The 13,168-nt window shown below is 43.3% G+C and carries 16 protein-coding genes; 3 read left to right on the top strand and 13 right to left on the bottom strand.

The window, feature by feature from the left end:
- The 5 genes from WMO25_RS07475 to WMO25_RS07455 all read right to left on the bottom strand — a co-directional run.
- Positions 1 to 465: DnaJ domain-containing protein (locus tag WMO25_RS07475; protein ID WP_349084794.1), on the bottom strand; the 465-nt coding region annotated here is incomplete at its 3' end.
- Positions 466 to 727: 262 nt separating this feature from the next.
- Positions 728 to 1,288 carry a class I SAM-dependent methyltransferase gene (locus WMO25_RS07470; RefSeq protein ID WP_264472533.1) on the bottom strand — a complete coding sequence of 187 codons (561 nt, stop codon included), beginning with the start codon at positions 1,286 to 1,288 and terminating at the stop codon, positions 728 to 730.
- A 322-nt stretch (positions 1,289 to 1,610) separates the two neighbouring features.
- Positions 1,611 to 2,021, bottom strand: a complete 411-nt coding sequence (locus tag WMO25_RS07465; protein ID WP_227081359.1) for a peptide deformylase — start codon at positions 2,019 to 2,021, stop codon at positions 1,611 to 1,613.
- Positions 2,014 to 2,367, bottom strand: a complete 354-nt coding sequence (locus tag WMO25_RS07460; RefSeq protein WP_349084791.1) for an arsenate reductase family protein — start codon at positions 2,365 to 2,367, stop codon at positions 2,014 to 2,016. The genes WMO25_RS07465 and WMO25_RS07460 overlap by 8 nt, the downstream gene beginning before the upstream one ends.
- Positions 2,368 to 2,494: 127 nt before the next feature.
- Positions 2,495 to 2,695, bottom strand: coding sequence for a ferredoxin thioredoxin reductase catalytic beta chain (locus WMO25_RS07455; RefSeq protein WP_221718119.1), 201 nt, complete (start codon positions 2,693 to 2,695; stop codon positions 2,495 to 2,497).
- A gap of 256 nt (positions 2,696 to 2,951) precedes the next feature.
- On the opposite strand from WMO25_RS07455, the gene WMO25_RS07450 reads away from it, so the two are divergent.
- Both WMO25_RS07450 and WMO25_RS07445 read left to right on the top strand, forming a co-directional pair.
- Complete coding sequence (locus WMO25_RS07450) at positions 2,952 to 3,479, top strand: hypothetical protein (protein WP_349084789.1); 528 nt, start codon at positions 2,952 to 2,954, stop codon at positions 3,477 to 3,479.
- A gap of 130 nt (positions 3,480 to 3,609) precedes the next feature.
- Positions 3,610 to 3,750 carry a hypothetical protein gene (locus tag WMO25_RS07445; protein ID WP_015514873.1) on the top strand — a complete coding sequence of 47 codons (141 nt, stop codon included), beginning with the start codon at positions 3,610 to 3,612 and terminating at the stop codon, positions 3,748 to 3,750.
- 76 nt (positions 3,751 to 3,826) lie between these two features.
- Here WMO25_RS07445 and WMO25_RS07440 read toward each other — a convergent pair whose 3' ends face one another.
- The 7 genes from WMO25_RS07440 to WMO25_RS07410 form a co-directional block, all read right to left on the bottom strand.
- Entirely contained in the window at positions 3,827 to 5,875 is a 2,049-nt protein-coding gene (locus tag WMO25_RS07440) for an oleate hydratase (protein ID WP_349084786.1), read from the bottom strand.
- A 169-nt stretch (positions 5,876 to 6,044) separates the two neighbouring features.
- Positions 6,045 to 6,614 carry a TetR/AcrR family transcriptional regulator gene (locus WMO25_RS07435; protein ID WP_015514871.1) on the bottom strand — a complete coding sequence of 190 codons (570 nt, stop codon included), beginning with the start codon at positions 6,612 to 6,614 and terminating at the stop codon, positions 6,045 to 6,047.
- A gap of 47 nt (positions 6,615 to 6,661) precedes the next feature.
- On the bottom strand, positions 6,662 to 7,204 hold the full coding sequence (locus WMO25_RS07430; protein ID WP_349084784.1) for a Uma2 family endonuclease: 543 nt from the start codon (positions 7,202 to 7,204) through the stop codon (positions 6,662 to 6,664).
- 317 nt (positions 7,205 to 7,521) lie between these two features.
- Positions 7,522 to 8,529: an aspartate--ammonia ligase gene (gene asnA, locus WMO25_RS07425; RefSeq protein WP_349084782.1), complete on the bottom strand. Its 1,008-nt coding sequence runs from the start codon at positions 8,527 to 8,529 to the stop codon at positions 7,522 to 7,524.
- A 98-nt stretch (positions 8,530 to 8,627) separates the two neighbouring features.
- The gene (locus tag WMO25_RS07420) at positions 8,628 to 10,283 is read right to left on the bottom strand and encodes a SulP family inorganic anion transporter (protein ID WP_349084780.1); all 1,656 of its coding nucleotides are present in this window, start codon (positions 10,281 to 10,283) and stop codon (positions 8,628 to 8,630) included.
- Positions 10,284 to 10,437: 154 nt separating this feature from the next.
- Complete coding sequence (locus WMO25_RS07415) at positions 10,438 to 11,421, bottom strand: NAD(P)/FAD-dependent oxidoreductase (protein ID WP_349084778.1); 984 nt, start codon at positions 11,419 to 11,421, stop codon at positions 10,438 to 10,440.
- 94 nt (positions 11,422 to 11,515) lie between these two features.
- Positions 11,516 to 11,830 carry a thioredoxin family protein gene (locus WMO25_RS07410; RefSeq protein ID WP_349084776.1) on the bottom strand — a complete coding sequence of 105 codons (315 nt, stop codon included), beginning with the start codon at positions 11,828 to 11,830 and terminating at the stop codon, positions 11,516 to 11,518.
- A 224-nt stretch (positions 11,831 to 12,054) separates the two neighbouring features.
- Here WMO25_RS07410 and WMO25_RS07405 point away from each other — a divergent pair, with 224 nt between their 5' ends.
- The gene (locus WMO25_RS07405; RefSeq protein WP_349084774.1) at positions 12,055 to 12,729 is read left to right on the top strand and encodes a Crp/Fnr family transcriptional regulator; all 675 of its coding nucleotides are present in this window, start codon (positions 12,055 to 12,057) and stop codon (positions 12,727 to 12,729) included.
- On the opposite strand, the gene WMO25_RS07400 is transcribed toward WMO25_RS07405, so the two are convergent.
- A partial coding sequence (locus WMO25_RS07400) for a PfkB family carbohydrate kinase (RefSeq protein ID WP_349084772.1) occupies positions 12,726 to 13,168 on the bottom strand: 443 nt, incomplete at its 5' end. The two genes, WMO25_RS07405 and WMO25_RS07400, sit on opposite strands and share 4 nt — an antisense overlap.

The following is a 13,168-nucleotide window of genomic DNA, read 5'->3' as shown; positions in this document are numbered from 1 at the left end:
ACTGCCGCCGCCAAAACCGCTGCCATAGCTCTGCTTGAATCCCTGGCCGCCGAAACCGCTGCTACTTCTGCCATGGAACATATCCCCGAAAATATCTCCGAAGATATCATCCATATTACCGTTCTGTCCACCCTTAAAATGGAACTCCTGATAACCGCCATTGCCACCAAAACCGCCCTGGAAACCGCCAAAGCCGCTGCCTGCACCTGCACCGCCGTATGCGCCGCCTGCTGCACCTTCTTCAAAGGCTGCAAAACCATACTGGTCATACAGCTTTCTCTTCTTCTCATCACCGAGAACATTATAAGCTTCTGTGACTTCCTTAAACTTCTGCTCTGCCTGCTTATCCCCCGGATTCGTATCCGGATGATATTTCTTCGCCAGTTTTCTATATGCACGCTTAATCGCCTTGTCGTCTGCTTTTTTATCTATACCAAGAACTTCATAATAATCTCTCTTAGCCATCACTGTCCACCTCCGTCTTTATAAGACCTTTCTGAACTTCTTCTATTCTGAACGCATCATGTTAATAGAGGACACGGCCATAGCCGTATCCTCTTCAACGCTTTTTGTTCTATTTGTACTATAACACTCATTTCTTATAATGTCAATAGACTTCACAAAAAATCTTCTGTATAAGTCTATCTTACAACTAAGTATACTTTCATTATACAAAGTATGGATTCACTTAGTTGTCCCGATGCTATTAATTTTATTCAGAAGCTCCTTAATATGCGAACACCATAATCCTCTCCCTTGGGTTCTCCCCATCAAACAAGTCCCGGCAGTCTATCTCATCCACAAAGGAAAGCATATCCACCGTCATCAGTTCACTGATATACTCATCTGACGGATAATAGAAGAACAACTGTATCTCACGGGGATTTTCATAATAGGAATCTTCAATTTTTGCCAGAACTTTTCGAAGAATCTCTACTGAAAAAGGATTGAAGAAAAATACTCTGTCCACCTCTGCAGGTACAACGTAGTTCTCAGCATTCCCCATGACGAATTCCGTCCGGCTGCCTGATACGGCATGGCGTTTGTTTTCGCAGACTGTTTTATATATTCTGCTATCATATTCCACACCGACGGAACGACATCTTGTCTGATAGGACAGAAAAAAGTCCACACGTCCTTTTCCGCACCCATAATCCAACAGGCAATTACTTTTCCGTATATATCCGCTGCCTGCCAATCGCTCCAGCACCGAATACGGCGTCGGCTCATAAGGGTATCGGTACTGATCCGAACGTGAATCATCGCGTCCCGAAGTTTTTATTTTCAACAATTTATCCCATTGTGTCTCATTCGTATCTATATTATCTCACCTGTGCTTTCATAATAAATGATTCGATCACCGAAACTACTTTTCCCATATCTCTATTGATCCTCCATCTCGTAATTGCAGTTTTTGCTCACTCCGGGACTCGCCCCAAAAAAGCTTCTGGTTGCAGCTGGAAATGGAGCTGTACATGGTATCACACACTGGAAGACCCGGATAAACTCAGAGATTGTAATCGCTATAAAGAACGCGATTAAGACAATCTCTCACAAAAGGCTGCCACCGGGCAGCCTTTTCTTCTGTAAGCAAATATCTTTAGTACTATTTAAATAATAATTCCTTTTAAATGATCCATCTCATGCTGACAGATTTGTGCCGTCCAACCACTAAGTTTCTGGCGGCGCACTGTCCAGCTCATATCTCTGTACTCCACTTCGATTTCTCTGTATCTTGTCGTCTTCCTCACACCTGTCAATGACAAACAGCCCTCTTCCGTCTCATAAGGACCACTTTTCTTCAATAATACCGGATTAAACATCACCAAATCAACAATTCCCATATTCACAATAATGACATTCTTTTTTATCCCTATCATGTTTGCTGCCATGCCAACACATTCCGCACGATGGGCTTTTAATGTGTCCTGCAAATCACGGCCGGTCTGGATATCAGCCTCTGTCGCCGGTTCTGATTTCTGGCCCAGGAAAAATATATCCTTTGTAATTTCTCTAACCATTGATTTTGTCTTCCCACTCTTTCTCTTTGAATCCCGTCAGTACAAAACCGTCCCCAATGACCAGCGGCCGCTTCACCAGCATACCATCTGTTGCCAGAAGCTTCAGCTGTTCATCCTCAGACATTTCTTTCAGCTTGTCCTTCAGATTCATTTGTTTGTACAATATCCCGCTGGTATTAAAGAATTTTTTCAGCGGCAGGCCACTCATTTCATACCAGGCTTTCAATTCCTCGTAAGACGGATTCTCCTCTTTAATCGGCCTTTCGTCAAAAACAACCTGATTGACCTCAAGCCATTTCAAAGCTTTCATACATGTACTGCATTTTCTGTAAACTAAAACTTTCAAAGTTTTACCTCCTTTTGGGGTTAAATTATAAGGCGGTGTCTGTCATGGATTTTCTTACATCCTTAACTGTTGCCGTTCTGGCAGGTGTTATTTGCCAGCTTATCTGCAAATGACTCGACGGTGACAATTATTTCTCTTTATAATAAAGCTGACAATGACAATAGCCCTCAAAATCCGGATCCTGAATCTGTGCTTTGAATTCATCACAAATACACTTATACTCCGGTTTGACCTCCAGTCTGCACGGGCAGTAACCTTCTTTCCGTTTCAGACCTTCCTTAACTCTCGCAACGATTTCACGATCTTCGTTCAAACGCACTTTACCCATCTGCAACGCCCCTTTTCTTAATAGTATCCTCCCACTTTGTATTTCGTGATCGCTATTATTTTAGCATACTAAACATGTCTATTCAATTATGTCCCCATTAAGATTTGCTGATAAAAAGCACCTCCCGAAAAGGCGTCTCCTTCTCCAAATGCTGACTGCGATTTTTTCACCATCCGGGAACAACTCCCTTAAAGGCCTCTGATATACTGATTACATCAAAAGAAAACAGGCACTTAAAGAAAAGGAGATTATATTTATGTGGATCATTATTGCAGCGATTATTATTTTTATTATTTTTGCAGACAGCGACACCAAGCCTTCAGCTAACAAAAAAGGAAACACCAACACAGATTCTCGTTTACACTGCACCGTCAACCGAACAGGATCTTGCAGCTCAATCTTAAATCAGATGGAACAGATTGTATTCCTTATTGCCAAACGCTGTCCCTGGATGAAACTTCAGGTATTAGTTATGGTAAGAAAAATCAATGCTTCCACCTGCTCTGTCTCTTTCCAGATTGAGGATGTATATTTAAAGAAAAATAACATCACATTCGGCAGCGAATTTCAGGACAGAGGGGATGGTTCCTATGAATGTATGCATTTTGAAACAAAGCAGGCAACAGGCTTTACAACACCGGAAGCTGTCAAGCGAGAAATGCTTTGCCAGTTTAACTGGTCACAGATTTCAACCAATATCACAGAGCTGAAGGTACTTAATTATGGGGCTTTCACCCATACACCAATGGTCACATTGCGCTTCGAAGCCCAGTACAGAGATTAAATCTAACCTTGATTTTTTCACTCTCCGGGAACACCTCCCAAAAGGGCTTCTGATATACTTAAAGCATCAAAACAAAGCAATCCCAAAACAATTGCAAAAACATGATTTTAATTAAATGGAGGAATTAATTATGGAAAACTACGGAAGATGTAAAGATTGTGAATACGGTGAACCTACTGACTGCAGCTGGAAATGGAGCTGCACATGGTATCATACACTGGAAGACCCGGATGAATTAAAAGATTGCAATCACTATAGAGAACGAGATTAAACAATCTCCTACAAAAAGGACTGTCGCTTAACGATTTTCAATCGTTAAGCGACAGCCTTTTTTATTACATCATTCGCTATTTGCGGATAATATCATGGTCTTCCAGTACTTTTTCAACAACCGTTCCATGAATCATCTTCAAAAGAGGCTTCTTCACCAGATTCAGCGGTCCCGGAAGCTCAATATCCAATGGAGATTTGCCATCCATGAGTTTCACAGTGCTGTCTAACAGTTCCCGGATATCATAAACACTGCCCCAGACCTCCGGTACACCTCTATCTACACCCAGCAGTCCATACACGGCTTCCATCGCTGTACGTACGGAATATTCTGTGGTGAAAACCGTATCTCTCGGTGTTTCTGCAAACTGTCCAAGGAATGCAAAGTTCACGCAGCCATCCGGGATAACATCCGGTCTGTCACCTTTTGCTCTCGGCATGAAGAATGCAGTAATATAAGGCATCATGGTCGGTACGCAAACAGCACTGTTTTCTGCCAGATCCATAATCTGATCTTCCGGTACACCCAGATGATACAGCCATTCTGCTGTGATTTCCTTACCTGTACAATCCTTCATCGGTTTCTTAATAAAATCACCCGGTACATCTGTAAACAGACCATACACCCATACGCAGACTTTATCTTTGTCCTGCTCTTTAAACTGTCCCTGTCTGTTAATGGTCCAGCTCAGAAGCCAACTGGAATCCTGACAGCTGACGATGCCTCCTGTAACGACATTGCCTGTTCTCGGATCACGTTTGCAGATGTTGGTAATATAAGGAATAATCTTATCATCCAGTGTTGTGACAGTTGCGGACTCCCAGTTTGTCTTGGCCACATCTGAGCAGAATTTCTCCGGATGTCCGAAGGACGGGTCCTGTCTGGCAATATTTTTCCAGAGGCTCCAGACACCGCTTGTTCTGACTTCCGCATCACCATTCGGCGCATGATTCTGATCGCCGTAAATCGTTCCCTCTGTACAGCTGCCGTTTGTAACAAATACAAGGTCGTTTTCTGTCAGCATAATGCCGTTTTCCTTGCCATTGACTTTGCACTCGATCAGAGACGCAATCTTCTTTCCATTCTCAAACTTGAAAACAACATTCGTCACTTCTGTATTAAACTGGAAATCAACCCCGGCATCTTCAAGATATTTCTGCATTGGCAGGATCAGAGATTCATACTGATTGTATCTTGTGAATTTCAAAGCACTGAAATCCGGCAGACCGGCAATATGATGAATAAATCTCTGGAAATACAGCTTCATTTCCAGTGCGCTATGCCAGTTTTCGAAGGCAAACATGGTGCGCCAGTACATCCAGAATGTTGAATTGAAGACTTCATCATCGAAAACATCTTCAATGGTTTTATCGTAAAGGTCTTCATCCTTCGTCATGAACAACTTCATGATTTCCATGCAGCCCTTCTGGCTGAGATTAAATTTTCCATCTGTATGGGCATCTTTGCCCCGATTCACCGTTGCTCTGCAAAGCGAATAGTTTGGATCATGCTTATTCAGCCAATAAAATTCATCCAGAACCGAAGCACCTGGAATTTCAAGAGATGGAATACTGTGGAAAAGATCCCATAAACATTCGAAATGATTCTCCATTTCACGACCGCCACGCATGATATAGCCACGGCTCGGGTCGAAGATACCGTCACAGGCCCCGCCTGCAATGTCCATAGCTTCAAGAATATGAATATGCTCTCCCGGCATCTGTCCGTCACGAACAAGGAAACATGCCGCTGCCAGAGAAGCAAGACCACTGCCTACGATATAGGCATGCTTTTCCTCCACACCCTCCGGCTTTTCCGGTCTGGCAAAAGCTTCATAATTACCATTGGTATAATAAATGCCCTTGCTGTTTTTCTCATATTTGCCGCGCTCTGTATTGCGGTAACTATTGTTGACTGCTGAATTCCTGTCGTCTTTCTTATTAAATGTCCAACCTGAATTTATTTTATGCTGTGTCAATGACCAACCAGAATTTGCCTTATCCCGGATGTCGTTCTGTGATGTGCCGTTCTGATTCTTCTTATCCTGAGACTTCTTCGCCACATAAACCGCTGTGCCTGCTACCGCAGCCGCTGCCATACCTAATGTTAATTTCTTTTTAGCCATATAGATAACCACCTTTCTTCAAATAGCTGCACATTGACACTCTGTTGCGTTTGGTATCGTGTACAACCGATATTAGATGTCTTTCATCTGTTATTAAGTGATGCCTATATAGTATGACCGATTTTGTCTTTTTTCAATTTACAAAAAAAGAGAAATGATAAAAAACTTATCATTCCTCCGCTTTTGTAAAGTTCCTGATGGAATTCGCAATGCCGCCGTGCAGCGTGATCGCGATCATTCTGGCAATTTCCTCGTAATCTTCTTTCATGCCCTGCTTAATCCAGTCCAGCATAATGCCCACAAAACTGTATTTATAAAAATCTGCAATAAAACGCTTATCTTTATCAGGTATCGTCGTATTCGCAGCCTGCTCCTGCTCTTTAACAACCCCCATGATCAAATCCGACGTCAACTGAAACAGAAAATTCTCAATCTGCTCCCTGCTGATGCAGCGGTAGGCATTCATAATAAACGGCTTGTTCTCATAAACAACTTCAAAAATCTGCAGCAATCCTTCTGTCCATGTACTGTAAGTCTTCTTGCCCGCCAATGCCCTTGTGGCATCTTCCAGGCATGACCATTCCACCAAATCATAAATATCCTTAAAATGATAGTAAAACGCCATTCGGCTGATGCCACAGTCCTTCGTCAGATCGCTGATTGTAATTTTGTCCAGAGGCTTCTGTAAAAGTAAGTGCTTTAATGATGCCTCCAGAGCTTGTTTTGTCTGATTTACCATACTTGTTTCAATTCCCTTAGCTTTCTCAATACGCAAAATGCGCCTGTTTAAAAATCCATACTCCCGAAATCAATCACGCAGTCTTCGTAAATTCCTACCTTAACAGAGTCCTGCAATGTATACTGCGCCATATCGCCGTTGACGAAATCGTACACCACAACCTGATTCTTTGCCGCATCAATAATCCAATACTCTCGAACACCGGCTGTTCTGTATTTAAACAATTTCGTATAATAATCCATTCTTCTGCTGGCAGGGGAAACAATCTCAATAATCCAATCCGGTGCCCCTGTACACCCCTTATCATCTAACTTATCAGGATTACAGATAACAGATATGTCCGGCTCAACATATGTATTCGTTGCTTCATCCAGATATACCGCAAAAGGAGCCGCATAAACCTTACAGTCTCCACCATGGGAACGGATATAACTTTTAATATCCGCATATAATTCCCCCGAAATATCCTGATGCTTTCTGCTGGGCGGAGCCATATAATAAATCTTACCATCAATAAGTTCTGCTCTCTCACCTTCTGGCAATGCATAAATAGCCTCTATCGTATAAATTTTTTCTTCTAATAACGGCATATAATCTCTCCTTGTTTTTCAAATACATCATAATTTGTTCGAACACTCACTTACTGTCATTATACAATAGATTGCTTCATCCAGCAATTTATATATATCTCCATTTTCCACCCCAAAACATCTTCTTTTTACTTTATGATGTATCGAAATTCTCTGATTTTTAGCTTAATGAGTAGATTGGCTCTCAGCCTTTCCTAGTCCCAAACACAAAAATAACGTTCTGCAACGACTTCCTGCGCCTAAGCGTAGCGGAGTGCAGAACGTTATTTTTATGGTTAGACTTCAAAGTTCCTGAAGCCAATCTACTCATTAAGAAATTAAAGAATTTCGATACCGGCAGATTCACACTGCTGCAGTGTCTCTTTGTCCCAGACAGATGCCTGAACTTCACCCACATGGGCTTTCTGAAGCAACAGCATACAGATTCTGGACTGGCCGATACCGCCGCCGATTGTCAGCGGCAGTCTGTTGGACAACAGCAGCTGATGGAACGGCAGCTTACGTCTCTCATCACAGCCGGCCTTGGTCAGCTGTTCATCAAGGGACTTCGCATCAACACGGATACCCATGGAAGATACTTCCAGTGCACACTGTAATGGTTCATGCCAGAACAGCAGGTCACCATTTAACTGCCAGTCATCATAGTCCGGTGCACGTCCGTCATGGCGTTCGCCGGATTTCAGAAGATCACCGATCTGCATAATAAAGATCGTCTTCTTCTCTCTGGCATAGGCATTCTCTCTTTCCTTCGGTGTCAGATCCGGATACATATCTTCCAGTTCCTGAGATGTGATAAAAGAAACTTCTCTGCAAAGCTCTGTATGCAGATGTTCATACTGATATTTCACTTCATCCAGGGTATTGCAAATGGATTCCACAATACGGTTCACAGTGGTCTTCAGATAATCAAAGTTTCTATCCTCTTCTGTGATAACTTTTTCCCAGTCCCACTGATCCACATAAGCGGAATGCAGATTGTCCAGTTCTTCGTCACGACGAATAGCATTCATATCACACAACAGACCTTTGCCTACAGGAAAATCATAATTATAAAGTGCCATACGCTTCCATTTTGCAAGAGAATGTACAACCTGGGCTTCCATATGTGCATCCGGAATATCAAAAGATACCGGTCGCTCCACGCCGTTCAGATCATCGTTCAAACCGGAAGACGGATCAACAAATAACGGTGCTGTCACACGTTTCAGCTTTAACGCCATACATAATTTCTTCTGCATCAGGATTTTAATCATACCGATTGCTTCCTGAGTCTCATAACTACTCAGGCAAGAACGGTAATTTTCAGGTATTATTAATTTTCCCATTTCTGCCCCATCCTTTTCTTAATAAATTTCTGGTCATTATTCAGCCGCAAGTTTTCCAACTGCACCCAATAATGACAAGCATAGACAAATATCGGCTTTTACTGTCGGGATTCTCCCAGCTCAGCGCCTCTTTCCAGTGCGTCATCAATATGCGCACAGAAGTTTTCAGCACCGACCTTATCATAAAGTCCCGACTTCTTCATCGCTGACATCGGCTGTTCATTCACATGAGAAAAGATCAGCGTCACATTCTTCTTCTGACATTTCTCCCAAAGCAGTTCCAGTGCATGCATCGCTGTTGCATCAATAGCATTCACGCTTCGCATACGCAAAATCAGACAATTATTGAAATCTTTCGCATGAATCTCAGCAATCTTATCGGCAGCACCGAAGAATAATGGACCACTTAACTCATAAACACGAATATTTTTGGCTACATCCCTCAAGTTAATACTGTCAGGATCATCGTCATCACTTTCAACATATTTCCAGCCTTCAACAGCCGTCTCCTCACTCATGCGCTTCATAAACAGCATTGCAGCAAGTACCACATTAACCTCAATGGCAACAACAAGATCAAATACAACTGTCAGACCAAAAGTCAATACAAGCACTATTATATCACTCTTTGGCGCTGTTTTCAGCAAATATGCAAATTTACGCCAACCGCTCATATTATAGGCTACCATAAACAAAATCGCTGCAATCGTCGGCATCGGAATCAGTGCCGCATAAGGCATCAGCACAACAAGAATCAACAGAAGTACAACTGCATGAACCATACCTGCAATCGGTGTACGTCCGCCATTCTTGATATTGGCTGCTGTACGGGCAATGGCACCTGTGGCAGGGATACCGCCAAATAACGCAGAAACAATATTGCCCGCGCCCTGGGCTACCAGTTCTGTATTGGAACGATGCTTTGAATTAATCATACCATCTGCAACGACACATGACAATAAGGATTCGATCGCAGCCAGGATGGCAATGGTAAATGCATCCGGAAGCAGTTTCTGTACCATATCAAAATTAAACACAGGAACTGTCAATGCAGGCAGTGCATTGGAAATTGTATATAAATCACCGATTGTATTCACCGGCATATGTAAACCTTTCACCATGGCAATACCGGCAATAACTGCCAGAAGTGACGGCGGAATCGTCTCATTGATCATCGGCCAGACAATCAGAATCGCCAGACATACCGCACCAACGATGACTGCCTGTACATTAATGGTGCTGATAAAACGAATATCCCCCACTAATTTGTCCATTGTCTCAATCAGCGGTTCTTCCGAAACAACTGTCAGACCAAGAAAATCTTTAATCTGCCCAATAAAAATCGTAACGGCAATACCGGCTGTAAAACCTGTCGTGATCGTATATGGAATATATTTGATCAGGCTTCCCATTCGACAGACACCCATAATGATCAGGATAATACCGGCCATCACCGTTGCCAGTGCCAGTCCTTCTATACCATTCTCCGCGGCTATACCGGCAACAATTGTCGCAAATGCAGCTGTCGGTCCCGCAATCTGCACACGGCTTCCGCCAAGAAATGAAATAACAAATCCGGCTGTAATTGCCGTATAAATACCGCGCTCAGGCGTCACCCCTGAAGCCAGGGCCAGAGCAATCGACAACGGCAGTGCAATGATTGCCACAATAATGCCGGCCACAATATCTTTGACCAGCTGTTCTTTTGTGTAGCCCTTCATCACGGACCACAACATTGGTTTTAATTTTTCCATTAAATTCTTTCCTCTCTCTATCTACATTCGTTTTTACACGCAAAGCATGTTTATTATACGCTTAGAATCTGGAAAAATCTACACAAAATCATAAAAAAACTGCTACACCTTTTATTCAGTATAGCAGTTTAAAGTCTTTATTTCCCTGGGGTTCCTATTTATTCGCCAGATATTCCTCCACAGCATACGCCGCATTGGCGCCATCCGCAGTGGCTGTCACAATCTGACGCAACGCCTTCGTCCGGATATCGCCCACTGCAAACACTCCCGGAAGATTGGTTTTTGTAGACTCGTCTGCAATAATGTAACCATTCTCATCCAACACAACCTGATTTTCAATCATTCGTGTCTCAGGCTCCCTGCCCACACTGACAAAAATACCATCACAAACAATTTCCTGTTTCTCACCGGTTGCCGCATTTTTTAAACGCACACCTGTTATCTGCACATGATTTCTTCCTCCACTGAAACGCCGTCCCTGCCGACCATCATGACCATCATCTGCCACTATACTTTCAATAACACTCTCAACCGTCTGATTCCACTGAAATTCAACATTTTCTGCCTGCATCAAGGGCTGATGATAAATTTTGGTTGCCCGCAACTCATCTCTCCGATGAACAAGAATAACTTTTTTACAGATTCTGGACAAAAGCAGTGCATCCGCAGCCGCACTGTTGCCGCCGCCCACAACAACCACTGTTTTATCTTTATAAAACATGCCGTCACAGGCAGCACAATAATGCAGGCCATGACCGACCAATCGCGCTTCGTCCGGAATACCCAGTTTTCTCGGATGAGCCCCCATAGCCAGAATCACTGTTTTTGCCTCAAAAATTCCTTCATTGGTATGCACCGTCTTTACAGGCCCCTGCAAATGAACGCCATCCACTTCAACGATTTCTGTTTTTGCCCCAAAGCGCTCTGCCCCCTGCTGCATTTTTTCTCCCAGCGTGAAACCATCAATGCCCGCCTCAAAACCGGGATAATTATCAATCTGTGTTGTCAGGGCCATCTGTCCGCCCGCTGATAACTTCTCAAGTACCAGTGTATCCAGACCAGCTCTGGCGGCATACAGTGCTGCCGTATAACCGCCCGGACCGCCGCCGATAATAATCACATCATATAAATGTCTCATTCCGTTCCTCCATTCTATACCGCACTATCCGATGATTTCTAAATACATTTTCCGAATTTCTGTCATATCAGAATATTTTGCTCATATTCCGACCTCAGCTGTTCTTTCGTATAAAGTCCTCGACTGCCGCCTTCGAACCCGGCCCCACAATAGAATCCACAGCTTGTCCGTTTTTATAAAGCACCAGCGTCGGCACAACTTCAATCCGTTCCTGTCTTGCCAATTCCTGCTCATTATCAATATTCACTGAGCCAACTGCCAGGATATCTTTATATTCCTCTGCAATCTTCTCCATAGCCGGTGCCAGCCTTCTGCAGTACACGCACCATGGTGCACTAAATTCCACTAAAACCATTTTACCATCTGCAGCATATTTATCCAAAGTTCTTTTATTAAATTCTCTCATCATCTATCAAATCTCCTTTTCTTATCGTTCATGTCTTATCTGTTTCTTATGTCTGTAGTATACCCTTTTATCAGAAATCCTTCCGTGACTTTGTCACCAAAGTTCATTGACTTCCATCATAAATTTCTTTATACTGAAAACAACTTTTGCTATGTATTCAGGAAAGTCATCTATCTCTTGATGAAGCTGACAATTTGTCAGCTCCCCAAAAACTAGGAGGATATATTTTGATTTCAAAAGAAAAAGATTTTCAGGAGTTTTTTCCCGTTTGGAATAAATTAACTGCCGGACAGCAGGAACAGCTTGAACACGCTGTCCGTTATGAACATGCAAAAAAAGGAACCATCATTCACAATGGTTCCCTTGACTGTGTTGGCGTTCTGCTCATTCATTCCGGCCAGCTGCGCGCCTATATGATATCTGAGGAAGGCAGGGAAATCACACTTTTCCGCCTGTTTGAAAGAGATCTGTGTCTGTTCTCCGCCTCCTGCATGATGCCGAATATCCAGTTCGACACCATCATCGAAACCGAAAAAGATACGGATTTCTGGCTGATCCCGCCTAATGTCTATAAATCCGTCATGGAAGCGTCCGCTGCTCTGGCCAATTATACAAATGAAATTCTCAGCAGCCGTTTTTCTGATGTCATGTGGCTGATGGAACAGATCATATGGAAAAGCTTTGATAAGCGGCTGGCTGAATTCCTAATTCAAGAAAGCGCCATTGAAAAAACCAACCACCTGAAAATCACCCATGAAAAAATTGCCAATCACATGGGAACGGCCAGAGAAGTGGTCACCCGTATGCTTCGCTACTTTCAAAATGAAGGTTGGATCCGACTATCCCGCGGCACCATCGAACTCATCCATCCGGAAAAATTAACTGCACTTACTGAGAATTAATAGTTCCATATCAGGTCATCGATTTCATCCCTGTCAGGAATCGAAGCCTGTGCCCCATGGCGTGTAACAACAATCGATGCCACACCGTTGGCCATGCGAATGGCCTGTATCATTCCCATTTCCTGTGCCAGTCCATTGACCATTGCAGCAGTAAATGCAGCTCCGGCCGCCGTTGTATCCACAGGTACAACCGGCTTTGCCTCAAAGAAAAGCTTCTCATTGCCATCGGCCAGCATGGCACCTCTTGCTCCAAGGGTAACCACAACCTTAGAAACACCTTTTTCAAGCAGTGCATCTGCTGCCGCCTTGATCTCTTCATCTGTTTCTGTCGGCATACCTGTCAGTATACTCAATTCTTTCTCATTCGGTTTCATAATATCAATTAAAGGAAATAACTCATCCGGCAGATCCGCTCTGGCCGGTGATGGATCGAGAATCA

This window comes from Coprococcus intestinihominis, from assembly GCF_040096555.1.
Taxonomy (GTDB): domain Bacteria; phylum Bacillota; class Clostridia; order Lachnospirales; family Lachnospiraceae; genus Coprococcus_A; species Coprococcus_A intestinihominis.
Note: the sequence above shows the minus strand (reverse complement) of the source record. Positions and strands in the feature narration are given on the sequence as shown.